This is a genomic window from Micrococcaceae bacterium Sec5.1, from assembly GCA_039636795.1.
Classification (GTDB): domain Bacteria; phylum Actinomycetota; class Actinomycetes; order Actinomycetales; family Micrococcaceae; genus Arthrobacter.
On the sequence record CP143430.1, the window covers coordinates 2546600 to 2570186 of the forward strand.

At 62.3% G+C, this 23587-nt stretch carries 24 protein-coding genes and 1 pseudogene; 20 read left to right on the forward strand and 5 right to left on the reverse strand.

Going from position 1 to position 23587, the window contains the following annotated elements; translation table 11 throughout:
* The first annotated feature begins 26 nt into the window (after positions 1-26).
* The 6 genes from VUN82_11630 to VUN82_11655 all read left to right on the forward strand — a co-directional run bounded on the left by VUN82_11630 (position 27) and on the right by VUN82_11655 (position 3811).
* The gene (locus VUN82_11630) at positions 27-482 is read left to right on the forward strand and encodes a GAF domain-containing protein (GenBank protein ID XAS74427.1); all 456 of its coding nucleotides are present in this window, start codon (positions 27-29) and stop codon (positions 480-482) included.
* Between the two features lie 62 nt (positions 483-544).
* On the forward strand, positions 545-1780 hold the full coding sequence (locus VUN82_11635; GenBank protein XAS74428.1) for an amidohydrolase family protein: 1236 nt from the start codon (positions 545-547) through the stop codon (positions 1778-1780).
* A gap of 259 nt (positions 1781-2039) precedes the next feature.
* Complete coding sequence (locus VUN82_11640) at positions 2040-2783, forward strand: hypothetical protein (GenBank protein XAS74671.1); 744 nt, start codon at positions 2040-2042, stop codon at positions 2781-2783.
* 174 nt (positions 2784-2957) lie between these two features.
* Positions 2958-3095: a hypothetical protein gene (locus VUN82_11645; protein ID XAS74429.1), complete on the forward strand. Its 138-nt coding sequence runs from the start codon at positions 2958-2960 to the stop codon at positions 3093-3095.
* A 72-nt stretch (positions 3096-3167) separates the two neighbouring features.
* Complete coding sequence (locus VUN82_11650) at positions 3168-3506, forward strand: type II toxin-antitoxin system RelE/ParE family toxin (protein ID XAS74430.1); 339 nt, start codon at positions 3168-3170, stop codon at positions 3504-3506.
* Positions 3506-3811 carry a helix-turn-helix transcriptional regulator gene (locus tag VUN82_11655; GenBank protein XAS74431.1) on the forward strand — a complete coding sequence of 102 codons (306 nt, stop codon included), beginning with the start codon at positions 3506-3508 and terminating at the stop codon, positions 3809-3811. The genes VUN82_11650 and VUN82_11655 overlap by 1 nt, the downstream gene beginning before the upstream one ends.
* Before the next feature lie 877 nt (positions 3812-4688).
* Here VUN82_11655 and VUN82_11660 read toward each other — a convergent pair.
* From VUN82_11660 to VUN82_11670, 3 genes are all read right to left on the reverse strand, one after another.
* Positions 4689-5084: a hypothetical protein gene (locus tag VUN82_11660; protein ID XAS74432.1), complete on the reverse strand. Its 396-nt coding sequence runs from the start codon at positions 5082-5084 to the stop codon at positions 4689-4691.
* Between the two features lie 148 nt (positions 5085-5232).
* Positions 5233-5586: an MBL fold metallo-hydrolase gene (locus VUN82_11665; GenBank protein XAS74433.1), complete on the reverse strand. Its 354-nt coding sequence runs from the start codon at positions 5584-5586 to the stop codon at positions 5233-5235.
* A 610-nt stretch (positions 5587-6196) separates the two neighbouring features.
* Complete coding sequence (locus VUN82_11670; GenBank protein ID XAS74434.1) at positions 6197-7426, reverse strand: beta-ketoacyl-[acyl-carrier-protein] synthase family protein; 1230 nt, start codon at positions 7424-7426, stop codon at positions 6197-6199.
* A gap of 65 nt (positions 7427-7491) precedes the next feature.
* Between VUN82_11670 and VUN82_11675 the strand changes: the two genes are divergently transcribed.
* From VUN82_11675 to VUN82_11690, 4 genes and pseudogenes are all read left to right on the forward strand, one after another.
* Positions 7492-8115 carry a TetR/AcrR family transcriptional regulator C-terminal domain-containing protein gene (locus tag VUN82_11675; GenBank protein ID XAS74435.1) on the forward strand — a complete coding sequence of 208 codons (624 nt, stop codon included), beginning with the start codon at positions 7492-7494 and terminating at the stop codon, positions 8113-8115.
* A gap of 72 nt (positions 8116-8187) precedes the next feature.
* Positions 8188-8367: pseudogene (locus VUN82_11680) on the forward strand (acyl-CoA dehydrogenase family protein).
* Positions 8368-8442: 75 nt separating this feature from the next.
* Entirely contained in the window at positions 8443-9024 is a 582-nt protein-coding gene (locus VUN82_11685; GenBank protein ID XAS74436.1) for a carboxymuconolactone decarboxylase family protein, read from the forward strand.
* A gap of 5 nt (positions 9025-9029) precedes the next feature.
* The gene (locus VUN82_11690; GenBank protein ID XAS74437.1) at positions 9030-9929 is read left to right on the forward strand and encodes an RNA polymerase sigma-70 factor; all 900 of its coding nucleotides are present in this window, start codon (positions 9030-9032) and stop codon (positions 9927-9929) included.
* A 342-nt stretch (positions 9930-10271) separates the two neighbouring features.
* Here VUN82_11690 and VUN82_11695 read toward each other — a convergent pair whose 3' ends face one another.
* A complete protein-coding gene (locus VUN82_11695; GenBank protein ID XAS74438.1) occupies positions 10272-11231 on the reverse strand; it encodes an alpha/beta hydrolase in 960 nt (319 codons plus the stop codon).
* Positions 11232-11386: 155 nt separating this feature from the next.
* Between VUN82_11695 and VUN82_11700 the strand changes: the two genes are divergently transcribed.
* The 3 genes from VUN82_11700 to VUN82_11710 are packed head-to-tail and all read left to right on the forward strand — an operon-like array spanning position 11387 to position 14173.
* Positions 11387-12058, forward strand: a complete 672-nt coding sequence (locus VUN82_11700) for a hypothetical protein (GenBank protein XAS74439.1) — start codon at positions 11387-11389, stop codon at positions 12056-12058.
* The gene (locus VUN82_11705; GenBank protein XAS74440.1) at positions 12051-13403 is read left to right on the forward strand and encodes a hypothetical protein; all 1353 of its coding nucleotides are present in this window, start codon (positions 12051-12053) and stop codon (positions 13401-13403) included. The genes VUN82_11700 and VUN82_11705 overlap by 8 nt, the downstream gene beginning before the upstream one ends.
* A 14-nt stretch (positions 13404-13417) precedes the next feature.
* Positions 13418-14173: a gamma-glutamyl-gamma-aminobutyrate hydrolase family protein gene (locus VUN82_11710; GenBank protein ID XAS74441.1), complete on the forward strand. Its 756-nt coding sequence runs from the start codon at positions 13418-13420 to the stop codon at positions 14171-14173.
* A gap of 63 nt (positions 14174-14236) precedes the next feature.
* Here the strand turns inward: VUN82_11710 and VUN82_11715 are convergent, their stop codons facing one another.
* Positions 14237-14854: a TetR family transcriptional regulator gene (locus VUN82_11715; protein ID XAS74442.1), complete on the reverse strand. Its 618-nt coding sequence runs from the start codon at positions 14852-14854 to the stop codon at positions 14237-14239.
* A gap of 259 nt (positions 14855-15113) precedes the next feature.
* Between VUN82_11715 and VUN82_11720 the strand changes: the two genes are divergently transcribed.
* The 7 genes from VUN82_11720 to VUN82_11750 all read left to right on the forward strand — a co-directional run bounded on the left by VUN82_11720 (position 15114) and on the right by VUN82_11750 (position 23583).
* Positions 15114-16736, forward strand: coding sequence for an AMP-binding protein (locus VUN82_11720; GenBank protein XAS74443.1), 1623 nt, complete (start codon positions 15114-15116; stop codon positions 16734-16736).
* A gap of 10 nt (positions 16737-16746) precedes the next feature.
* The gene (locus VUN82_11725) at positions 16747-17523 is read left to right on the forward strand and encodes an enoyl-CoA hydratase/isomerase family protein (GenBank protein ID XAS74444.1); all 777 of its coding nucleotides are present in this window, start codon (positions 16747-16749) and stop codon (positions 17521-17523) included.
* Positions 17478-18632 carry a Zn-dependent alcohol dehydrogenase gene (locus tag VUN82_11730; protein ID XAS74445.1) on the forward strand — a complete coding sequence of 385 codons (1155 nt, stop codon included), beginning with the start codon at positions 17478-17480 and terminating at the stop codon, positions 18630-18632. The genes VUN82_11725 and VUN82_11730 overlap by 46 nt, the downstream gene beginning before the upstream one ends.
* A gap of 45 nt (positions 18633-18677) precedes the next feature.
* Positions 18678-20135 carry an aldehyde dehydrogenase family protein gene (locus tag VUN82_11735; protein XAS74446.1) on the forward strand — a complete coding sequence of 486 codons (1458 nt, stop codon included), beginning with the start codon at positions 18678-18680 and terminating at the stop codon, positions 20133-20135.
* Between the two features lie 93 nt (positions 20136-20228).
* A complete protein-coding gene (locus VUN82_11740) occupies positions 20229-21911 on the forward strand; it encodes an NAD(P)/FAD-dependent oxidoreductase (protein XAS74447.1) in 1683 nt (560 codons plus the stop codon).
* Complete coding sequence (locus VUN82_11745) at positions 21908-22279, forward strand: hotdog domain-containing protein (GenBank protein XAS74448.1); 372 nt, start codon at positions 21908-21910, stop codon at positions 22277-22279. Before VUN82_11740 ends, VUN82_11745 begins: the two co-directional genes overlap by 4 nt.
* A 5-nt stretch (positions 22280-22284) precedes the next feature.
* Positions 22285-23583, forward strand: a complete 1299-nt coding sequence (locus VUN82_11750; GenBank protein ID XAS74449.1) for an FAD-binding oxidoreductase — start codon at positions 22285-22287, stop codon at positions 23581-23583.
* Positions 23584-23587: the final 4 nt, after the last annotated feature.

Genomic DNA, 23587 nt, shown 5'->3' on the forward strand with positions numbered 1-23587 from the left:
TCCCATCAAGAGAAAGAAGGGACTTTATGAGTTCTCAGTTTGAATCCTTTGACGACGTGTACGCCCACGCCCGGGAAGCAGTCGGCGTAACGCTCTTTACCGCCTCCGTCATTGCCGATAATGGCGCCAGTATGGCCCGCGTCTACACCACACATCCGGATGTCTATCCGGTGGGCGGGAGGAAGACCCTTGCGGGGGACACGAACCGGCTGTGGCTGGAGCAGGTGATCAATGGACAGCAGCCGTTCTTGGGGAGGGATAAGGAAGCGGTGCGCGCATTCTTCTTTGATTCGGCAACCATCGAGTCATTGGGTTGCGGCGCCATCGTCAACGTTCCGGTCATGAGCAACGGCCGGACTATCGGATCGATGAATTTCCTCGGCCCTGACGGCAGCTACGACCAGAGTTCGGTGGACGCAGCCTTGGACGTCGCAAGGCGGTCTGTCCATCTGCTCGAAGAAGCCCTTACCACCGCCAACTAGTTCCTTCGCGGGCGGGCACCATTGGGGGCCCGCCCGCGAAGGCAATACGAAGGGAACAACACGTGACCACTTCCGGAATTCTGACAGTACGGAACGCCCTGATCTTCGACGGCGAATCACCTGACCTGACAGAGGGCTCTATCAGCATCCGGGACGGCCGGATTACAGCCATAGGGCGGGAGGTGGATGAGACCGGTGTCGTCCTTGACGCTGGCGGCCGAACCGTGATTCCAGGACTTATCGATGCGCATTTTCATGCCTACGCCCTCAGCCTGACGTCCGCCAGGAACGAGACGGGGCCACTGAGCTATTCCGCACTTGCCGGCGCAAGGCGCCTCGCGGCTGCACTGCTCCGCGGCTTCACTGCGGTTCGTGACGTTGCCGGTGGGGATATTGGCCTTGCCAGCGCCATTGAGGAGGGTCTGTACCCCGGTCCACGCTACTTCTTCACGGGCCCGGCGCTAAGCCAAACAGGCGGCCACGGCGATATCCGGGCCGCGAACAACGGAGGATGTTTCCATGGCGGGCACATGTGCGAAGTGGTAGACGGCGTCGATGACCTGCTGCAGGCCGTGCGTCATCGATTCCGCACAGGTGCGTCCGCCATAAAGCTCATGACCTCAGGAGGGGTCGTTTCCCCGGTCGATCCGATTCGGGTTCCGCAGTACAGTGCGGAGGAAGTCCGCGTCGTAACAGAGGAGGCTTCCCGCCGGGGCAGCTACGCCACGGCTCACGCCTACTCGCCCGAGGCCATTCGCCATTCAGTACTTAACGGGGTTCGCTGCATCGAACACGGCAACCTGCTGGATGCGGAAACCGCCCGGTTGATGGCCGACAACGACGTCTATCTGGTCCCCACCTTGGTGACCTACGAGGCCATGGACCGGCGTGGAGAAGAAGTCGGCCTCACCAAAGTGGGAGCGGCCAAGAATCGGGAAGTGCTGGAGGCCGGGAGGAACGCCGTGGCACTGGCCCGAGATGCCGGGGTCCGGATTGGGTTTGGAACAGACCTCATGGGTGAGCTGGAGGATGAGCAATTGGCTGGACTCCGCCTGCAGTGTGAAGTTCTTGGCGTCCACGGCGCACTCCGGTCGGCAACATCAACCAACGCGGCCTTGCTTCGGCGTGGTGACCTTGGACGCATTGCCCAGGGGTCCTGCGCGGACTTGGTGGTGCTGGACGGTAATCCCTTCCACGAACCCTCGGTCCTCTGGGACGAAAGCAGGACGCGTACCGTCATTAAGGACGGGCAGATCATCTCCGCCGGTGCCCTTTGGGGCGCGGCGGACATGCCGTGAGCAACCGATCCATATTCATGGCCTCCGGAGCGTTGCGGCTCAAGACATCATCGGCTGAGCATGTCGAGATCGACGAGTTTGTCAATAAGGTTCCTTCCGTCACGCTAGCGAGTCAACCCGCCTTACCTTGACGTGTGCTGGCGGGAGTCTCATGCTTGGTACCTGATTGCATAGAGCCGAAATGGGGCCGACTGTGAACATCACCTGCACCACGCCCATGCTAATCCGGTTTCGTTATCCGCTGGCCGCCTTTGCAGCCATGCTGTTGATGCTCCTCGGCCTCCCTGCGGAGGCCGCAACAGCCCCCGGCCCAGGCAATGACGTCTCGTGGCCGCAGTGCGGCAAGGCGCTGCCCAAGGGCCAGACCTTTGGAATTGTTGGCGTCAACAATGGCACCGCCAACACGACCAATCCCTGCCTCGCGACCGAGCTGTCCTGGGCCGGTTCATCGACTGGCGTTACCGCCCAACCCAAGGTCGCGCTCTACGTAAATACTGCTAATCCGGGATCGGCCGGCTCCTGGTGGCCCACGAGCAACAGTTACGGCGGAACTACTGTGAGCAACCCCTACGGGCAGTGCACGAGTGGATCTTTTGGGGCGGCCTGCTCGTATATGTATGGGTATGCCAAAGCATATGACGATGCAAACATCCGGGGCGTGAGCACTCCGGGCTCATACATGTGGTGGCTCGACGTCGAAACGGGCAACAGCTGGTCCGCCGACAAGGCTTCCAACCGTGCGGATCTGGAAGGAATGGTGGCCTATTTCGCAGACATCGGTGCAACGACCGGAATCTACTCCACCACCAGCCAGTGGTCGCAAATAGTGGGCACAGTTCCGCCGTCAAGCTCGCTTTACACGGCCAGAAGCTGGCTAGCCGGCGCGAGTTCGCTGACGTCAGCCAAACGTATGTGCGCCGCTGCGCCACTGACCGGAGGAGGCAAAGTCACCCTTACCCAGTATGTCTCTCGTGGCTTCGACTATGACTACTCCTGCGTCTGAATCCGGAAAACCTCGCCGGTTCCGCCTCCGGCGGCCGGTGTGAACTGCCTCGAACAGGGAATGCCGGCAAGGCCGCGGCAGGGGGATCTCCCGCTTAAGGCGACGTGACCTTATACCCAGCAACTAACCGATGGTGCGATGGCGGCCGTTTTCAAAGGAGAACCCGGAGACTCCATGGCGGAGGAACAGCATGAGGATCTGCTGACTCAGGCGCAGCTGCTGGATGAGATCGGCCAGTCCGTGATCGGGATGGACAGCCACTGGCGGATCACTTACTGGAACCGCGCCTCTGAGTGCACGTCCAGCAAGTGACGCTCCACACGATATAGCTCTTGAGTTGTAGAACGCCTGAGTTGTACCATGGATTCGATGTGGAATGTTGACGTGGGACTCGTTGAGACGTGGCTGTTAGATCTTGACCAAGACTCGTATGAGCAGATAGTTGCCGCATTGGAGCTTCTCGCTGAGCGCGGACCTCAACTTGGTCGACCGTTGGTCGACACAGTGGTTCGTTCACGGCACAAGAACATGAAGGAGCTGCGGCCGGGATCCAGCGGGCGTTCGGAACTGCGAATCCTGTTTGCCTTTGATCCAGAGCGGCGGGCGATCCTGCTTGTCGCTGGGGACAAAGCGGGCAGCTGGAGCAAGTGGTACAAGACGAACATTCCGGTTGCTGATGACCTGTTCGATTATCATATGAGGATTCTGAAAGGAGGCGCATAATGGCGAAGTCCATGGAGGAACTACTGGCAAAGCGTCCTGTTGACCGGGTAGCTGTGAATGCCCACAAGAAGCGCATGCTCGATGAGGTACGGGCCTACCGGCTTCGGGAGCTCCGCGAGGCCTCTGACCTGACACAGGTCGAGCTGGCCGACCGCCTGCACGTCAGCCAGAACAGGGTGTCCCGCATCGAGCACGGTGACATTGATCGCGCCCAGGTCGACACTTTGCGAAAGTACGTCGAGGCCTTGGGCGGCCGGCTGCGTGTCGAGGTTGAGCTAGGCGATGAACGAATCCAGATAGCATAACGAAAGCGACTCGAAGACGGCTCCGCCTTGACGGGTCCTGCCCGTGCCGGCCCGCGAGGTGGGAAATGCGGGAGCAGGAGGTGCCTAATTTCTGTACCTTGGGCTCCGGGTTCTCTCATGCTGCTGTCGGACGGGCCCCGGCTCCATATGTTTCCTGTGGAGGCCAGTGTTTCGGGGTCCGAAATCCCGTTCGAGTTCCACCTAAGCAATTGCCTCGGCAGGTCAGAACAGTTTCTTGCAGCTGGCGGAGTCGGTTGGTCGCATGACAAATAGGGAGGACTTGTCGCACTGTCGACCTCCAGCGCCTAAAAAGCATGAGCAAATAGACTCTGTCGAGAGGTTCGGCATCTCTGTCAAGTTTCCTGGCGTCTGCGGAATTTGCGGAGTGACGTTCGTTCAAGGTAGCAGGATCTTCAAGTTGGCAGAATCGCGCCGTTCTCATGTGAACCCATGGGTCTGCGGCGGCTGTCGCTACCCTGAGAACCGCTCTGAGCCAACGCTCGAAGAGGTGTTCGTTAAACTGAACCACCGAAACCACACCGGGCGCACACCCGGTCTCAACCGACACGACGTTGGACATTTACTCACCCTGCATAGCACCCTCACTGACGGGGCTGCGTCCGCCTTTGAAGGCATGCCAGCATTGTCTAAACTCCGACGAGCCCATGCAGAACGAGTTTCGGCGAACCTCAATCGGGCTGAACTCCTGGACCTCCTCGAAGGGTTCGTTCGACACGGCCTGATTAAGCGGTCGGACGCAGCCGCTACTATGTCATCCCCTCGAAAATCGGGTCGGCGGGTTCCTAGATGCCACGATCCCGGAGCCGCCACCGGTGACCACAATGGTGGGGGAGGGGAGCCGAGCGAGCAGCCCAGCTCATGCGGCCTCTTTCTCGGTATTGGACCGATGCCAGCCCAGCACGCAATCTTCGGCCACAGCGATCAAACAGCACCACGAACCCACATAAATGCCATCGACCTGGACTTGGTCATGGACCTCGCCCGTGACCGGAATCTTCGGGGCGATGTTCCAGCACCATGTTGTGTGGCGCCGGAAGGAACGGGCAGCGCCGAACGAGGCTGCCAAAAACTGATTCGACGTGTCCAGCAGCCAGCCCAGAAACGCATCCAATTCAGCCCGGCGGCTCACATCAGGACTCACCAGGGCGGCCCACCCCGCACTCCAGGCATCGGTAACGGTGCTTACCGGCACCCGTTTTTCCCGTTCCGAACCATCCCGCAGCCACAAATCAAACATTCCAGAGACATGCAAGCACCCCAGCTACCCTAAGCATCAAAAGCTTAGCTACTCCGGATTTTCCGCGCGATCACTGGAAAGCAAGCTCGTCCCATACACACGTTTTGTCCTATAACCCCCTGCCCGTCAGCTGGACACAGCGGCGTCGCCGGGGTCATTGGCATCAGCGTGGTGCCAATGGTCTGAAGCGTGTGGCCCTGGCGCCGGCGGGATCCTCGCAGAAACAGCTGTTCGAGTCCGGTTCCTTGATTTGTACAGGGCTGTGCAGCATGTCGCCGACGAACACCGCCCGGTCAGAACCGGAGTTGAGGGTGAGGACTGAAGACCCGGGAGTGTGTCCCGGCGCAAAATCCAAGCGCAGGTTCTCGTCGATCGTGTAGCAGTCCTCCCACAGCAACGTCAGGCCTGCTTCGTGTACGGGCGCGACGCTGTCCTCGAAAACATTCTGATTTCCCCGACCGAGCAGCGGTTTGTAGCCGTTGGCGGGGTTCCAGAAGTCGAAATCGGTTTTGGGCATCAGATAGGTGGCGTTGGGGAAACGTCCGGCCGTCCAAGTACGTGTTCCACCCGACGTGGTCTATGTGGAGGTGTGTGTTCACCACAATGTCCACGTCTTCGGCCCGAACGCCCGCACGAGCGAGGTTACTCAGGAAATCTGTGTTGAGGTGGCTCCAGACCGGCGCGTAATGCCGCTCCTTGTGGTTGCCGGCTCCCGTGTCGATGAGAATGTTCTTTCCCCCGCTGCGCAGCAGCCAGGTCTGGATCGCTGAATTGACGATCTGCGTCTCGGAGTCCAGGAAGTGCGGCGCCAACCATGAGGAGTTGTCTTCCCATGCCTGCTGTGAGCTCTCCGGGAAGAATGCCTGTGGTGTCATGTCGACGGGTCCGTAGTATTCCCAGATCCGGGTTATGGTCACATCGCCCAGCGTAATCTGGTCCATGATTAGTCCTTAGTTCTTGAAACGGTACCGCTTGTCGCCCGGGAGGCACCCGGCGCAACCGAGCCAACGGTGTCCTTAAATCTTGACCCGTTGACGTGTGCGCGCGGTAGACGTCAGGTGACTGCATCCAGCACCAAGATCAACCGTCGACGAGGACTTGCGGCAGACCAGGAACCGCGTGCAGCTTTAGCCCTTGCTGAAGATCAGGCTGACATTCTGACCGCCAAATCCGAACGAGTTGGAGAGCGCTGCCGGAGACGTTCCGCGGCGTTGTTCGGTGACAACGTCCAGCCCGATCCCGGAGTCCACGTTTCCCTGGTGAAGATTGCGGGTGGGAGGGATGACCTCCTGTGCGACGCTCCGGACTGCGATGATGGCTTCGACTGCGCCGGCGGCCCCGAAGAGATGTCCCAGGGAGGCCTTGGGTGCAGTCACCGGAATGGTGTCGCCGAAGATGGCCTTGATGGCTTTTGCTTCCGCCAGGTCCCCCACGGTGGTGGCCGTCGCGTGGGCGTTGACGTGGCCGACCTCCGCTGGACTCATGCCGGCGTCGTTGAGTGCTTTGGTGATGGCGGTGATCTGGCCTTCGCCGTCGTCCGCCGGTGCCGTCATGTGGAAAGCATCGGAGGCAATGCCGACGCCACGAAGGACCGCATGGACAGTGGCACCGCGGGCCGTGGCGTGCTCGGCACTTTCCAGCACCAAAATGCCAGCGCCTTCGCCCAGGACGAAGCCGTCCCGGTCTGAGGCAAAGGGACGCGACGCAGAGGCGGGATCCGCTGCAAGTGTTGAGAGCGCTCTCGTTTGCAGGAAGGCAGCGACTGTGAACGGCGTTATCGCGGCTTCAGCACCGCCGGCAATGACCACATCAGCTTCGCCGGAACGGATCAATCTAGCGGCCATGACAATTGCTTCGGCGCCCGAGGAGCACGCCGAGACCGGAGTGTATGAACCTGCCTTGGCGCCGTAGCGGATGCTGAGAGCCGCTGCGGGTCCGTTGGCCATGAGCATTGGTACTGCCCTGGGGGAGACGCGTCGCTGGCCGCGGCTTTCCAAGGTGTCGTCCTCCCGGAGGAGCGTGCCGATTCCGCCCACGCCTGTTCCTACTGCCACAGCCAGTCGGGTGCCGTCAACCTGGGGCGAACCGGCATCTGCCCAAGCTTCTGCCGCGGCAATCAGGGCGGCTTGCTGGACCCGGTCCAGTCTTTTGGCTTCGACGGCGTCAAGTCTGGTGGCGGGGTCGATAGCCATGGGTGCGGCGATGGTTACGGGAAGCCCGCTGCCCTGCAACTTATCCGGCCCGACATCCCGCACGCCTGAACAGCCCTCAAGGAGGGCGGCCCAGGTCGTGTCCACGGTGCCTCCTAAAGGCGTTGTGGCGCCTATTCCTGTCACAGCGATATCTCGTGCCTTCATGGCAACTCCTTTTCTTGTATGACATACAAGATATCCACATGGTTGTATGAAGTACAATTTCTTGCATGGTCACAGAACGCAAGGGGAAACGTCTTCCGGGGGGTCCATCCCAAGCTCGTGGTCACTCGACCAGGGGCCGGATCCTGGATAGCGCGGTAAAGCTTTACCTGGCCAACACCTCGGGTGAGGTGAGCGTGGCAGCGATCGCTGCCGATGCCGACGTATTTCCCAACCAGGTGACCTACTACTTCGGTTCCAAAGACTCGCTCTTCATCCACGCAGCTTTCCTGGCATTGCTCCACGATGCGGAACGCGTTGAGGCGATCGGCCACAGTGCAGGGAGCCCCGAGTTATTTCGAAGGAACATGGCCCGCACGGTACTGATGCTCCCGTCCATGCCGTTGGTGGTGCGCGCCTTGGCAGTGGGAACATCCCGGCCTGCTCTGGCCGCTGTGGTGGATCAGCATCTGAATCTGCTGTTCCGCCAGTCTGAGCGCTATCTTGCCCGTCTCATGAAGCAACGGCACTGGGAAGTGCAACGACCCATGCCGGTGGAAACCAGGACGTTTTGGAGTGCAGCCTTCGGAGCGACCCTCCTGTCACAGGCCGGCGCCACGGGATCGGGGAGCGACGTGGACCTGTCGGGCACGCTGACTGTTCGTGGCGGGAGTCCGGGGGAGAATCTCTAGCCAGCGGGCACGACTCCGGGACTTCATGCCGAGGTTTCATTTGCGCTGCCAAGCGCGCAGTCGACACAATCCATGGCAAGGGCTTCGGTGGCAATGGGCAGGTTCCTGCTTGGTGGAAATGGCATAAGCACTGAGTACGAAATGAGCAAACTGCTGGGGGATGCGGAAATCCTGTACACCTACGAGGGGACATACGAGATCAATTCCCTGATTGTCGGACGTGCGGTCACCGGCAAATCCGCCTTCGCCTGAAGTCGACGTGTCACAGATCGGGCCCGGGCGGTGTCTTCATGTCGTAAGACCCAGAACCGACCCGTAGGAGGAGTCATGACCAGCAGGATCCCGGCCGCAGAGATCACCGGTTTCTACGGCGCACTCATTAAGAAGTTCAGCGCGAAGATGTTCGGCAAAGTCCCGGAATCGCTGGGCGTCATGTGGCACAACCAGCCCGTTCTCAAGGCGTCCATGGGCTTCGGGCAGAAGCTGCAGAGGTGGAACAGCTGCGATGAGTCGCTGAAGTCCTACGCTCACATGGCCGTGGCCTCGTTCATCGGCTGCACCTGGTGCCTGGACTACAACTACTTCATGGCGCACAACCACGGCCTGGACCTGGAGAAGGCTCGGCAGATCCCGTGCTGGCGCGAGTCCGACGTCTTCACGCCGCTGGAGCGGGACGTCCTGGAGTATGCCGAGGCCATGAGTGCCACGCCCGTCTCGGTGACCGACGAACTGTCGGCCCGGTTGCTCGGACAATTGGGCGCGCCAGCGCTGATCGAACTGACCAGCGTCATCGGCTTCGCCAACCTCACGACCCGCAGCAACGTGGCCCTCGGCATCGAATCCGAGGGTTTCGCGGAGTCCTGTGAACTGAAGCCGCTCGCAGCGCGCAGCGGCCACGGAGTAGCCTGAGCGGCATGAGCAACCTCCGCGCCACTGACAGGCAGGATCCGTTCGTCGCCCACCGCAGCCTGTTCTTCACTGTCGCCTACGAGATACTCGGCTCCGCCGCGGATGCGGAGGACGTAGTGCAGGAGGCCTGGCTCCGGTGGGCCGAACTGGGCCGCGACGTCCGCGAGGGCGTCCGCGACCCGCGGGCCTACCTCGTTCGCACCGTCACCCGGCAGGCGCTCAACCGCCTCCGCACGCTGTCACGACGGCGGGAGGATTACATCGGGGAATGGCTGCCCGAGCCCCTGCTCACCGTGCCGGATGTAGCCGAGGACGTGGAACTGGCCGAAAGCGTCTCGATCGCCATGCTCACGGTTCTCGAATCGCTCACCCCTGTGGAGCGGGCCGCCTTCGTCTTGCGCGAGGTTTTCGACGTGCCCTACGAGGAGATTGCCGAGGCCGTGGGCAAGTCAGCGGCAGCCGTGCGCCAGCTCGTCAGCCGAGCGCGCTCTCATGTCGCCGCCCGCCGCCCCCGCATGCGCGTGGACCGCACCGAGCAGCAGGAAGTCGTCGAACGGTTCCTTGCGGCGGTCACCACCGGGGACGTGCAGGGCTTGATGGACGTGCTTGCCCCCGACGTCGTACTCATCGCCGACGGCGGCGGCCTCGCCCAAGCGGTTCGGGTGCCGGTATATGGCGCGAAGAAGGTGACAAATCTGCTGCGGTCCTTCCCGCAGGCAGCGCTCAACCCGAGAATCGCTCTCCTCTGGCTCAACGGCAGCCTCGGCATCCGGATCGACGACGAAGCAGGTGGTCCGTCACTCATCAGCCTGGTGGTGGAGGACGGCAGGATCGCAAGGATCTTCGCCATGCGAAACCCTGACAAGCTCGGCTACTTGGAGGAGGAGACCCTGCTGGCGCGTTAGCTGCTCAGACCCAAATTGTTCATCAGGAAGGTTTAGGAAGCATCCCGGGTTATTCCGGAAGGAAATGCGTGAATACGCGGTATCCATCGGATCTAAGAAAAATCCGTCGTGAAGAAGCTCCTTCCGATGAAACCCATAATAGGGAGTCGTCAGGCATGACGGCTTCGACAGTTCCTTTACGGACAAATTTTCCGTCCTTCCAGATTTCTACGCGCTGCCCGACGGCACGTTGCCAATCTGGTTGCAAATGCAGGTCCACTGTTGCTCCTCAAGTTGATGGGAAATTCCTACAGAGTTCAATGGCGCGGCCCAAGTTCGAACAAAACAGAGGGTCCGGAGCTGTCACCGCTGGAGACCGCGGAGGTGCAGGCAGATCTCCTCGATGGCCCGCCTCGCCTGGGCGAAAGCGCCGGTCTCCGTGAGGAAGCCGTGGAAAACCCCGCGATACCTGATCAGCGAGGCGGGGACGCCCTCGCGCCGCAGACGTGCCGCATACGCCTCGGCGTCACCTCGGATCGGGTCGACCTCCGCAGTCAGGATCATGGCCGGGGGAAGGCCGCGCAGCGATGCGGCACGCATGGGTGCCGCAAGATGGTCGTCCGCCCGGTGTCCTGGGCCGACGTACTGACTCCAAAGCCAGCGCGCGTCCGCGGTGCTTAGCAGCGGTGCATCGGCAAATTCCGTCCAGGATGGAGTGTCGAACGTCCCGTCGACGGCGGGGTAGGCGAGCACTTGCGCCACTGGCAGCGGGCTGCCCTCGTCGCGTCGATGGAGGCAGAGGGCGGCTGCCAGATTGCCACCAGCAGAGTCTCCGCCGACTGCGATTCGTGTGGGGTCGATCCCGAGCACCGTTGCTGTCAGGGTCAGCCATGCGTAGGCGTCGAGGCAGTCTTGCAGTGCCGCGGGGTACGGACTTTCCGGAGCGAGCCGATAGTCGAGGGACACGACCGTCCACCCGGATCCGACGGCGATCGCGCGGCACAGCTCGTCTGCTCCCTCGATGGTTCCAAGAACGAAACCTCCGCCATGCAGATAGACCAAGGCGGGCCTTGGACTATCTGTAGCGCCCTCGGGCCGGTATAGGCGTGCCCGGATCGCGCCTGCCCGGGTCGGGACATTCAGTTGTCCAACATGGTCAAGCGGCGTCATCGGCGCAGTGCAGGGGCTCGTGTTCAGGAGCGCGCGGGCCTGCTTCGCCCCCAATTCACGGATGGGTTTCGGCAGAACATGGTTCATCATCCGGGCCGCGGACTTCGCTTCGTCGTCGAGCAGGTTCCACCATGCGGGAGGGGTGTCGTTCATCTCGGTTACCTCGCAGTCATTGACAAAGAAGTGATCTGTACCTCATCATCATAGTCACATGATCAAGTCATTTGACTACATAATTCATGTTCCACTGGGATCGGCCGTTGACGCTGTGCCGTGCGTCGATCTCGTTGAATCGAAAGGACAGAAGGATGACCGAAACGACAATCGGCCACGCTAGACGCGAGGCCGACGTGGTCGGCGGGGTCTGCGTTCGGATCGAGGAGGACGCGAGTCCGATCGTCCGGCTGATCGGCCGCACGATCACCGATTCCATCCGCGCCAGCCGGGAAGCTTCCCTCGTGGAGGGGGTGGAAGGCACCATTGCGGTCCGCTCCCATGACACCCCCCAGGCCGCGACAATCAGCATCTCCAACGGGGTCATAGCAGTATCGAGCGGTGTATTCGTCGAGCCCGATGTAACGCTGGTCGTAGACCTGAATGGGCGGTTCGCCCGGGTTGGCGGGCCAGTAGTTGAAGGTCAACATCACTTAACCGCCACCGCATTTGAACTGTTGTCACCGCCGCTGCCTGACTGGCGGGTTGCCGCCGAGGAGTTCTGGGCCGCCACACGATTGATACCGGGGATCCCGGACGTACTCGTCGCGGTCTCGGATGGGCTCGATGGGCTGTCCGAGCTGGTGGTCGGCGAGGGCGACACGCAGTATGTCATCGCCGGCTCCCCGGATGGGCTGGCCGGCATCTTCTCGGGCGCCGATGATCTGATCGCCGCCCTGTCCACGGGTCTGATCGGCGTGCGCGGCACGCTCTCCCAGCTGTCAGTTATGGTCGGAGCATCCTGGAAGGTCCGTTACGATGTCTGAAATTATTACCAATCCAAATACCCGTGACGACGTCCATACAGTCCGGCTTGAGGCCACCAATCACGAGGGCTCATTCCTCGGAAAGAACCTTTCGCCCAAGAAGTTCACGACGAACGCAGGTACGGGGTTCGCGTTCGCTGATCTCCTTTTCGGCCTCGACCTGGGCAATGCCCCGACATTCGGTTTCGCCTATCCGGGGTGGCGTGGGCACCTGGCCGATGTGCAGTTTCGCCCCGATATGGCGACGCTGGTGCAGTGGGAGCCCGGTCTGCAGTCCGTTATCGGTGATTTCTGGCAAGTGGACGGCACACCGGTGGGGATATGTCCTCGTAACCTGGCCCGCAAGCTGATCGATCGGCTCGATAGTCGAGGCTTCAAGGCCACTGTGGCGGTAGAGATAGAGGCGACACTTTTCCAAGAGTCCATCCACGAGGCCCGCATCAAGGGATACCGCGACCTCACTCCGCTGGGCGGTTCGGCCGGAACCGCGTACCACCTGGCGAAATCGAAGGACTGGGTTGACTACATGTCGGCAGTAGCCCGTCGCCTCGACGAGATCGGTATCGAGTGGGAGGCGTGGAGTGACGAGGACGCGGCTGGCCAAGTCGAGCTCAACCTGGCTCCCGGTGAACCCCTCTCGGTCTGCGACGATTGGGCCCGTACCCGGCAGGTGATGCGCGAGGTGGCCTTCGAACTAGGTCACACAGTAACCTTCATGGCCAAGCCGACGGCGGGGTACGGCCAGGCCTCGCACGTCAACCTGTCGTTGCAGCGCGGCGGCGTCAACGCCTTTTACGCCGAAGAGGGGCCCTCGCCTACGATGCGGCATGCTATCGGTGGACTCCTCGCGACGATGCGGGGCGCGACGTCGATCATGCTCCCGCAGATCACCTCGTACCGCCGACTGGTGGACCTGAGCGGTCCGCCGACGACGGTGACCTGGGGCATCAGCAACAAGACCACCGCTGTTCGTGCCGTATGCGGGCATCCGGCGTACTCGCGGCTGGAATACCGTGTGCCCGGAGCCGATGCGAACCTGTATCTGGCGGTTGCGGCCATTCTCGCTGGCGTGATTGCCGGCCTCGACGCCGCGATCGAGCCGCCCGAGCCGGTCACGGATATGGCGTGGTGCGTACCGGACCTCGAGCGTTTGCCGGATACCGTCACCAAGGCGGCCACTGCTCTTGAAGCGGACCCGATTCTGCGCGAACAACTCGGGGACGAGTTCGTCGACTACTGGGTAGGTACGCGGCGGTGGGAGTGGATGCAGTTCCATACGGCAGGTGGCGATCCATTCGCAGAGCTTTCCGAATGGGAGTCGGCGCGCTACTTCGAACTCCCTTGAGCGCAGGGAAATCCATGCCAGACGCCATCCGCCCGATGATCGGCATCACCGGCCGTCGGTTCCGTTTGGGGCTGGTCGACGGAATGGATAAGCGCTACGGCCATCTGTTCGCTGATGCCTTCATGACCGACTTCTCGGACCGGATCGCCAAAGCTGGTGGGATTCCGGTGAACCTGCCCTACGACGCCGATCCTGAGGCACTCTGCCACTGGCTGGCGGCCGTGGTCATCACCGGAGGACAGGATGTTCATCCGGCCTGCTGGGGTGGCGACCTGTCCGTGGTCCGCGATGTGGATCCGCGAGATGATCCAACCGTCCACGATCCCGACAGGGATCAGTACGAAATCGCCTTGGTGCGTGCTGCGCTGGCCAGGGGTATCCCGATCCTGGGGGTATGCCGGGGCCTGCAGATCCTGAACGTTGCTTTGGGCGGCACTCTCATCGCCCACCTGCCGTCCAGTTCCGTTCAGCATCTGTCGGGTTCGCGGGCGCCTGCCGACGGTGCTGACGACCACAAGGTGACATTCGAGCCCGGCTCCATCGCAGAGCGGCTGTTCGGAGCAGGCGCTGTGACCAATTCGTGGCACCACCAAGCGGTCGATAGCTGCGGCACCGGCCTGGTAGTCACAGGCCGAGCGGCCGACGGCGTGGTTGAAGCGGTCGAGCTCCCCGGAGCTGCAGTCCTGGGTGTTCAGTGGCATCCCGAGTGGATGGAGCGTGACGATCCGGCTTTGAGCTGGATCGTCGCAGAGGGCAGGCGGCGCATCTGACCCGCGCGAGGATTTGTTCGGTCGGCGCCGAAATTCCCGGGGCCGGCCGAACAACCCTTTTGCCTAGACTTTCGAAGGCCTGGAAGCGCCAAGACTGGTGGCCATCCACGCGTCCAGTACGCCGAGCGCGAGCTCGATTTGCCGCTCAGCTGCCGCTCTGTCAGCAAACACCAGCCAGTTGAGCGCGAATCCGTCGGACAACGTGGACACGATGTATGTCAGTTCGTCAATGATCGTTTCGTTGATCGACTGTCCTGAAGTTTCCGCGGCAGCCTCGAGGATGGACCGCATGGTGCCGAACGCGTCGTTGTACACCATTTCAGCTTGCTTGCCCTCCTGACGCTGAGCCCAGCTGATCAACTCAACGATTGCCGGACCGAAGTCGGGATTCGCCAGGTACCACTCCAACAGGGCGCGCAAAAGAGTTCGCGCGGTGCTCTCCACGTCGCCGTCGACCTCGTTGCTCGTCAGCACGTCCCGGTACTGCCCTGAGACGTACTCGAAAACCGCCGCAAACAGAACTTCCTTGCCTGCGAAGCAGTAATGCAGTGTGGCTAGCGGAGCATTCGCCTCCTGCGCGATGCGGCGCGTCGTGGCGCCCTCAACCCCGTGGGCGGCGATCATTCGAACGGCCGCAGCTACAAGTTCGGCGCGACGTTCAGCGGCAGGCATGTGGGCCATTTATTCTTCCTGTCGAATTCTAGACGGACGACTGATCAAGTGTGTTCCACGCTATCAGATCAGACTCTGAGGGGTAGTGATGCTTCTTGATCATACGTCTTGATCAAATGAGCAACTAGCGATATCGTCATGACTGGCATCACATTTCACATGGCGTTTCAGGGGACCATGCTCCTGCTGCGAGACGGGTCTGCGCCGCTTGCACGTCTATTGACGAAAGCCGCCCCACCACCGCCTAAGAGACCTTGAAGAGGACGAGATGACCGAAGTTGAATCAGTTAACCGGGAACGCGGAGTCACCCTCGATCGCATGGAGAGGAACCCACCCATCGACACGATCCCCGGCCTGCTGGAATACCAGGCCGCCGGTTCCCCCAACCGCGAGTTTCTCCGCTTCCCGGAAGGATCGTGGACCTTCTCGGAAGTGGACGACTGGACCTCGCGCCTGGCCCAGCGCCTTGCCTCAGAGGACGGGATCCGCCCCGGCGACCGGGTAGCGATCATGCTGCCCAATGTTGTGCAGTGGCCGATCGCTTGGCTGGCGATACTCAAAGCTGGAGGTGTCGCCGTCCCGGTGAACTCTTCATATCGCCGGGCAGACCTGGAATTCGTGCTTCGTGACTCCGGCGCTCGGGTGATCGTCACCGATCCCGGTCACGCCCCTCTTGTTAAGGAGGTTCTCGATGCCAATGGCGATCTGTGTGAGGTCCGGATGGTTGAAGCCGCGTCGCGCAGCGAGCTCGCGAAGTATCCGGCGGACAGTCCGGGGACCGCCATCTCGGCGGAGACACTCGCCAACCTCCAGTACACCTCGGGAACCACCGGATTCCCGAAGGCGTGCATGCTCACCCACGACTATTGGGTTCGGCTGGGGTGGATATGCGCGGGTGCGGCGGATCTCGGAAGGGATGACGTGGTCCTTACCTCGCAGCCGTTTTCGTACATGGACCCGCAGTGGAACACCTCCTTGTGCCTCACGATCGGCGCGCCGCTGGTGGTGCTGCCCCGATTCTCTGCCTCTGGTTTCATGGCCGATGTCCGCCGACACAGGGCCACATTCTGCTACGTGCTCGGCTCGATGCCCACCCTTCTGTTCAAGCAGATGCCGAGCCCGCAGGACCTGGACAACGACCTCCGCCTCGTGCTGTGCTCGTCGATCCCCGCTGCGCTGCACGAGCAACTCGAAGAGCGCTGGGGAGCGCCTTGGCGGGAGATCTTCGGGATGACCGAAAGCGGGACTGACCTGATCAGCCTCCCCGAAAGCACGGGCGACGTTGGCAGTGGGCGGCTGGGACAGCCTGTACCCACGAAGCAGGTCAGGGTGGTCGATCCAACCGGCCGGGAAGTTGCGGCGGGAGAGCCCGGCGAGCTGATCACGTCGGGTAAGCCGATGATGCTCGGCTATTGGAACCGCCACGAAGACACTGCGAAGGTCCTTCGCGATGGTTGGCTGCACACAGGCGATGTCGCGGTCCGTGAGGAGGACGGCTACCGCTTGGTAGGCCGGATTAAGGACATGGTCCGTCGTGGCGGGGAGAACGTCGCAAGCGCTGAGGTCGAACGCGTCCTGGAGCGCGATGCCAACGTCGTGACCGCAGCCGTAGTGGGCGTCCCAGACGAGCTGTTTGGCGAGGAGGTCAAGGCCTTCGTGCAGCTGGCACCCGGCGTTGAGGAAAGCCGCGCGACCGCAGAACGAATCATGGAGGGCGCGCGAACCGAGCTGGCACGCTTCAAAGTTCCGCGCTACGTCGAGTTCGTCCGCGACTTCCCGCGCACCCCGTCCGAGCGCGTGGCGAAGCCGGCCCTCAAAGCACGCTCCGACGAATATCCGGGCATCACCTACGACCTGCAACGACCGCGTGCTGCGGGCAGCGGTCACTGAGGAGCCAGACATGACCGACAACTATCTGAACGTGCATATCGAGGGGGACGTCGCGGTACTCACCTTGAACCGGCCAGACAAATTGAATGCGATGGACGCGTCAACGCGCGTGCGGCTCGCACAGACGATCCGCCGGTTCGGAACGGGTGACGTCGTCCGCGGGATCGTACTTACGGGCACGGGCCGGGCATTCTCCGCCGGCGAAGACCTGCAGACGGTACCTACCACCTATCCGGAGATCCGCGACGCCTTCGCAACCTTCCACGACATCACCCGCGCCATTCTCGAGACCAGGGTTCCCGTCATCGCGGCGGTGAACGGAATCGCCGTCGGCGGAGCCTCAGAGATCACGCTGTGCTGCGACTTGCGGATCGCCACCCCCGCAGCTGAGTATTACCAGCCGGAAAATCACCGGGGAATCATCATCTCAAACGCCTCGAGCTTCCTCCTGGGCCGCCTGGTACGCAACAACGCCATGCGAATCATTTTGGGTTCTGAACGGATCGACGCCGATGAGGCCCTGAAGATCGGGCTTGTCGATGAGATCGTGCCCGCGGAAAGACTGTTGGGGCGTGCGGCTGAGGTGATCGGGCAGTGGACTTCGGACCCCCGCATCACCACGTTGCATCTGGATCTGCTGCGGCCACGGATCGAAGACATCGAGGACGCATTCGCCCGCGAGGACAAAGCTGCCCACGAGGCGTGGGCTTCCGGCGCGTTCACCGAGGGCATCGAGAGCTTTTGGATATCAAAAAACGCGGCGACTTCGCCCACGACGAGCAATTGAGATCGGAGACCATGGTGATCACCACCGAAGCAGCACTTCTCACAGCGGTGAACGAGCCGCTGGCACTTACCAGGATCCGCGTCGACGCCCCGGAGCCCAATGAGGTCCGCGTCGCCGTCTCGCACGTGGGCCTGTGCCACAGTGACCTGCACTATATGACCGGTACTGTGCATACAGGCCTTCCTGTGGTGGTTGGGCACGAGGTAGCGGGCATCGTCGAGTCAGTTGGCTCGGCTGTAACCTCCATACGACCGGGCGATCGGGTCGTCGGCGCCCTCACACCCTCCTGCGGACTGTGCCGCAATTGCGAGGCAGGCCATCCAACACAATGCCAACGCGCAGCACATGTCAGAAGGCGGCCCCGCCCGGCTTTCCAGCTGCCGGGAGGCCAAACCGTCGAGCGGCTGGGTGATATCGGCGCTTTCTCGCGCCACATCCTGATGCGGGAGAACTCGCTGGTGAAGATGCCGGACGAGGTGGGTCTGCACGTCGGGTGCCTGCTCTCGTGCTGCATCATCACCGGCGTCGGGGCCGTATTCCGCGGTGCCGAGGTGCGCCCTGGCTCCACCGTGGCCGTCATCGGGTGCGGCGGCGTCGGGTCAGCTATCATCCAGGGGGCACGGCTCGCCGGCGCCTCGGCGATTGTCGCAGTGGATCTCGACGACGCTCGGCTCGCCGCGGCGCGCAAATACGGTGCCACACATGTTGTGAACGGCTCGACCGATGTCGCCGCCGAGATTCGCAAGGTACTCGGCGATGGGGTGGACTACTCCTTCGAGGCCGTCGGATCCGCGCGTACGGCGGGTACCGCGCTGTCCGTGCTCCGGGGGAGGGGCACCGCATGCCTGGTGGGCATCGCACCGGATGGCACCGAGCTCACCCTCCCGGCGTCGGATTTCTTCTTCGGCGAGAAGCGCCTCATCGGCTCCTACATGGGCTCGGGCCAATCGCACGAGGACATTGCCCAATTCGCCCGTCTGTACCTTCAGGGGCGCCTGCTGCTGGACGAGATGGTCACCGACATCATCCCGTTCCGCGAGATCAATGAGGGCTTCGAGGCAATGAAATCGGGCGAGGTCACCCGCATCGTCGCCGACCTCACCGTCTGATCACACCAATCCATCTACACACCTACGCATCGAGGGAGGCCGCAGATGACGAACACGCAACTGCCGTTGCCAATCAATTACATCGCGGACGAATGGTCTGAGTGCCTGCTTGTCCCGGACGCCTGGAATCTCGACCCCAACACAGGGCAACCCATCCACCGCGCCGTAACCACCGGCCCGGACGACGTGGAGCGCGCCCTGCGGCATGCCGAGCGGTCGTACAGTGTCGACCACTGGGATGACGCAGCGAAAGAGGAACGCGCGGCTGTCATCGAGCGTGCTGCCGCCATAATCCAAACCCGAATTGAAGACATCGCGCGAACCGATGCCCTCACCAGCGGGGTCCCGATCGCCATGACGCGGAGGATTGCGGAGTTCCTCCCATACAGGATGCGCTCGGCTGCCGCAGAACTTCGGGTCCTCCCGCGCCGTAAGGCCCTGTCGGCAGGCGGCCGCGACGTGCGGCTGTACAAAGTCCCGTGGGGCCCGGCGGCGATCCTCACTCCATGGAACGGCCCTAGCTTCATCCCCGCGGCGAAGACGGTGAGCGCCTTGGCTGCCGGTTGCCCAGTCATTCTCAAACCATCGGAACATGCACCAAGCAGCGCTCAAATTATCGTCGAGTGCTTCATCCAGGCCGGGTTGCCCAACGGAGCGCTGCAGCTCGTCCACGGCGCCGGGGACGTGGGCGCGGTTATCACCGGTGATCACCGCGTGAAGATCGTCGCGTTTACCGGCGGCACGAACGCTGGTCGCGCCATTGCCCGTGCGGCCGCGGAGGACTTCAAGGTGCTTCAGCTGGAGCTCGGCGGCAACAACCCTGCACTGGTGCTGGACGACGCCGACATCGACGTGGCAGCCGACGGGATCCTGGAAGGGATGACCAAGCTTAACGGTCAGTGGTGCGAGGGTCCCGGAAAGGTGTTGGCCCACAAGAAGCTGGTAGAACCGCTCGTGGACGCCTTGATCGATCGCATCTCCCGCATCAAGATCGGACACTCGCTCGACGAAAATACGCAACTGGGACCCATCTCGAACGCTCCGCATTTCGCCACGCTGCGGAGCCGGATCGAAGACCTGCGCGCCCACGGCGCGACCATCCATCAGCCAGCACGACTCCCAGCCCTGGAAGGGTTCTTCCTTTCGCCCACAGTCGCTTCGGGAGCAGACGCATCTCTGGCCACAGCGGAGCTGTTCGGGCCGCTCGTCAGCGTCCACTCCGTTGAGTCCAATGAGGAAGCACTGCGCGCAGCCAACGCCAATCCGTCGGGCCTCGACGCCTATGTATTCGGTAGTGATCTGGAGCGCGCCATCGACATCGGATCCCGCGTGCTGTCGGGCGAGGTGCGCGTGAACGGTGCCAAGATCGCCGACCTGGGGGAAGATTCGGCCCAGAGCTTTTGGGGCGCTTCCGGAATCGGCGGCCACGCCCCCGGCGAGTCCATCCGAGTGTTCTGCGGGGACCGCGTGGTCGGCGTTGATTCGCCGGACCTCCCTATCTAGCGGCTAAAACTACCCGCCCAACACCCCTTGACTGTGATACAGGCCACTGGTCTACTTGTACTAGATCATTTGATTCAGTCAAATGATCAAGAGATGAAAGCGGCAATGCCAATGAATATCCCCTCCACTTCCGACACCGAGATTTTCGATGTCATCGGCGTCGGGGCCGGCTTCTCCGGCCTCTATCTGGCCCACCGACTTACCACGGGCGGATGGACCTTTGCAGGTTTCGAGGCCGGACCCAGCGTCGGCGGTACCTGGTTCTGGAACACCTATCCAGGTGCCCGATGCGACGTCGAGAGCATTTACTACTCGTACTCGTTCGATAAGGCGCTCCAGCAGGAATGGACCTGGAGCCAGCGATTCGCGCCCCAGGCCGAGATCCTCAGTTACATCAATCACGTCGCCGACCGGTTCGACCTGCGCAAGCACTTTACGTTCAACACCCGCGTGGTTGGCGCGACGTGGATCGCCGCTGACCGGCTATGGAAGGTGCAGCTGGACAACGGCGAGACCCGCTGCAGCCGCTACCTGGTCTCGGGCGCCGGGGGGCTTTCTACTCCCAAAGACTTCGATGTGCCAGGCCTCCAAAATTTTGAGGGGTTACATGTATCCACCAGCCGGTGGAACATCGAACTGGACGAGCTCGCCGGCAAACGCGTCGCCGTGATCGGAACCGGATCTTCGGGGGTGCAAGCCATCCCACTGATCGCCGAGGTTGCAGAGCATGTGACAGTGTTCCAGCGAACCCCCAACTACGTGATGCCAGCACGCAACACTGAGCTCACTCCAGAGCAGGTGGACTCCATCAAGGGTGACTACCATGCGATTCGAGAGGAGTGCAGGCACTCCCTCGGTGGCATCCCCGATCGTCCCACGCCCGACAAAGCATTCGACGTATCGGCTGAAGAGCGCCAGCGTCGCTACGAGCTGGCCTACGAGCGCAGTGGTTTCAACGGGGTGGGGGCGGAGTTCGCCGACTTGCTCACCGACGTCGAAGCGAACAAGACCGCGTCGGAATTTATCCACAACAAAATCCGGGAGATCGTCAAAGACCCGGCAACCGCCGAACTGCTGGTGCCCAAGTACCACCCTCTGGGCGCCAAACGAAGCTGCTTCGGAACTGACTACTACGAGACCTTCAACCGTCCCAACGTCTCTTTGGTGTCGCTGCGCGACGAACCGATCGAGACGATGACCGCCAACGCGATCGTCACCTCGAAGGGGACGTATGAGGTGGATATCGTGGTGCTCGCCATCGGATTCGACGCATTCACCGGCCCACTGTACGGGCTCAACCTCACCGGTGCGTCCGGCCGGAAGCTGCAGGACGCCTGGCGCGATGGCGTCCGTACCTACCTGGGAATCATGGCTGCGGACCTTCCCAACTTCTTCATGGTGGCGGGCCCACAGAGCCCGGCGCTCGCGAGCAACGTGGTCATGACCATCGAGCAGGCGGTGGACTGGATCGCGGATCTCATGGAATACGCCCGTGATTCCGGCGCTTCGGTCATACAAGCCACTGTTGAGGGGCAGAACGACTGGGTGGACATTTCGGAGGAGACCGTCGCCGGAACTCTCTACGCCACTACCGATTCCTGGTACCGCGGCTCCAACATCGCGGGCAAACCCAACACCTTCTTGGGCTACTTGGGTGGGGTTGGCAAGTACCGGCGGATGTGCGCCGAGATCGCCAGGCGCGGCTACCCCGGCGTCGAGATTGACGGCGAGGCAAGGGTGCGTCACCTCGGCCGCATTCACCAGGAGATCTCATGAGCAAGGCAGTCCACCGGCGCTACGTTGCTTTCTCCGACGCGCACTATGCGGGCAATTTGGTCGACGGCGCGTTCGCACTGAAGCTCTTCGGTGACGTCGGCACGAATCTCTCCATCGAGCAGGACGGCCACGAGGGCCTGTTCGCTGGCTACTCGTCCGTCGAGTTCCTCGCCGCCGTCCGCGGTGGCGACGTTGTAGAGGCGGAGGCGAAGTTGGTGAAGAAGGGCAACCGCAGCCGGACGGTTGACTTCGAACTGCGCGTGATCTGCCGCGCGTCCGACGACACCGGCCGATCCCAAGTCCTGACACCGCCCTTGATAGCCGTGCGGGCACGTGGCACTGCCGTAATCCCTTCAGCCCGAAAGTAGAAAAAATGAAACTAATTCACGAAACCGGCTGGGCGGATCCGCCCAGCACTGCCGAGCAGCACCTGAGCGGTGACATCGATTGCGACATCGTTGTGATCGGCGGCGGCGGGGGCGGCATGTCAGCCGCACTCCGCCTGGCCGAGAAGGGCGTCGACGTCGTGCTCCTCGAGGGACAGACCCTGGGCTGGGGTGCCAGTTCCCGCAACGCTGGCTACATTACGAACTCGATCGCCGCCGATCCCGAGATGCTGGGCCTCATGCTCAAGCCTGAGCGGCTGCGCAATCTGTACCAGTTCGCCGAGAACGCGGTGCACTTCGCCACGGACGCCATCAGCCATCACGGGATCGACTGCGGCTACCAGCAGGAAGGCATCGTGATGGCCGCAGTGACCAAGGGGCAGCTGCGGCACGCGCGCCGTAACGCGAAGGTGATGGCCGACGCCGGCTCGTCTGCCAAATTTGTCGAGGGTCGCGAGGCGGGCCTTCCGGAAGGCTTCTTGGGCGGAGTGCGCGAAGGCGTTGGCGGCACACTCAACCCTGGCGAGTTCACCCTGGGCCTGCGGGCCGCGACGATCGCGTCCGGTGTGCGCGTCTACGAGCACACCCCCGCCCTCGATCTCACCGACACTTGCGGCGAGGTCAGGGTAAAAACAGCGAGCGGAAGGGTTCGGGCCCGCAAAGCGCTGTTGACCACCAATGCCTATAGCGCTGACCTCTCCAGCGCGCCGAGGAACCTCGCGACCCCCGTGTGGACCTCACTGGTCGAGACTGAACCTGTCGCCCCCGAGCGCCTCGATGACATCGGCTGGACCAGCCGGGCCCCGATGGTCACTCTGCACATGATCCTGGAGAGCTACCGCGTCACTCCACGGGGCACCATCGTGTTCGGTACCCGTCGTTTACAAACGGGACGGAACCCGTTGCCTCACCGCACTCCCGCACCAAACGTGGCCGACGACCTCGTCCGCGGATTCCGCGAGCGGTTTCCAAGCCTACGAGACATCAAACCGCAGAAAGCCTGGGGTGGCTGGATCGGGATGAGCTCGACGTGGCTCCCCGTTGTTGGCGAAGCGTCCGACAACGTCCTGTACTCGCTCGCCTGCAACGGCCACGGGTTCGCCCAGGCACAATACGTCGGCCATCTGCTGGCGGACCGGATCAGCAGTGCGCCACTGCATGAGGACCTGGCCGCCATCTGGCACGGACGAAAAGGCTTCTCGCCCAGCTTGGTTGGCGGCGCTATGCTGCACGCGGCTTGGCTTGCGGACCGCGCCTCCGACCGCCTGGCTACCCTCACAAAATGACCAT

Excerpts from the sequence above, each read along its gene's own strand:
- VUN82_11630 (XAS74427.1), top strand. The coding sequence starts at position 27 with ATGAGTTCTCAGTTTGAATCCTTTGACGACGTGTACGCCCACGCCCGG.
- VUN82_11640 (XAS74671.1), top strand. The coding sequence starts at position 2,040 with ATGCTGTTGATGCTCCTCGGCCTCCCTGCGGAGGCCGCAACAGCCCCC.
- VUN82_11645 (XAS74429.1), top strand. The coding sequence starts at position 2,958 with ATGGCGGAGGAACAGCATGAGGATCTGCTGACTCAGGCGCAGCTGCTG.
- VUN82_11655 (XAS74431.1), top strand. The coding sequence starts at position 3,506 with ATGGCGAAGTCCATGGAGGAACTACTGGCAAAGCGTCCTGTTGACCGG.
- VUN82_11665 (XAS74433.1), bottom strand. The coding sequence starts at position 5,586 with ATGCCCAAAACCGATTTCGACTTCTGGAACCCCGCCAACGGCTACAAA.
- VUN82_11670 (XAS74434.1), bottom strand. The coding sequence starts at position 7,426 with ATGAAGGCACGAGATATCGCTGTGACAGGAATAGGCGCCACAACGCCT.
- VUN82_11675 (XAS74435.1), top strand. The coding sequence starts at position 7,492 with ATGGTCACAGAACGCAAGGGGAAACGTCTTCCGGGGGGTCCATCCCAA.
- VUN82_11685 (XAS74436.1), top strand. The coding sequence starts at position 8,443 with ATGACCAGCAGGATCCCGGCCGCAGAGATCACCGGTTTCTACGGCGCA.
- VUN82_11690 (XAS74437.1), top strand. The coding sequence starts at position 9,030 with ATGAGCAACCTCCGCGCCACTGACAGGCAGGATCCGTTCGTCGCCCAC.
- VUN82_11695 (XAS74438.1), bottom strand. The coding sequence starts at position 11,231 with ATGAACGACACCCCTCCCGCATGGTGGAACCTGCTCGACGACGAAGCG.
- VUN82_11700 (XAS74439.1), top strand. The coding sequence starts at position 11,387 with ATGACCGAAACGACAATCGGCCACGCTAGACGCGAGGCCGACGTGGTC.
- VUN82_11705 (XAS74440.1), top strand. The coding sequence starts at position 12,051 with ATGTCTGAAATTATTACCAATCCAAATACCCGTGACGACGTCCATACA.
- VUN82_11710 (XAS74441.1), top strand. The coding sequence starts at position 13,418 with ATGCCAGACGCCATCCGCCCGATGATCGGCATCACCGGCCGTCGGTTC.
- VUN82_11715 (XAS74442.1), bottom strand. The coding sequence starts at position 14,854 with ATGGCCCACATGCCTGCCGCTGAACGTCGCGCCGAACTTGTAGCTGCG.
- VUN82_11720 (XAS74443.1), top strand. The coding sequence starts at position 15,114 with ATGACCGAAGTTGAATCAGTTAACCGGGAACGCGGAGTCACCCTCGAT.
- VUN82_11725 (XAS74444.1), top strand. The coding sequence starts at position 16,747 with ATGACCGACAACTATCTGAACGTGCATATCGAGGGGGACGTCGCGGTA.
- VUN82_11735 (XAS74446.1), top strand. The coding sequence starts at position 18,678 with ATGACGAACACGCAACTGCCGTTGCCAATCAATTACATCGCGGACGAA.
- VUN82_11740 (XAS74447.1), top strand. The coding sequence starts at position 20,229 with ATGAAAGCGGCAATGCCAATGAATATCCCCTCCACTTCCGACACCGAG.
- VUN82_11745 (XAS74448.1), top strand. The coding sequence starts at position 21,908 with ATGAGCAAGGCAGTCCACCGGCGCTACGTTGCTTTCTCCGACGCGCAC.
- VUN82_11750 (XAS74449.1), top strand. The coding sequence starts at position 22,285 with ATGAAACTAATTCACGAAACCGGCTGGGCGGATCCGCCCAGCACTGCC.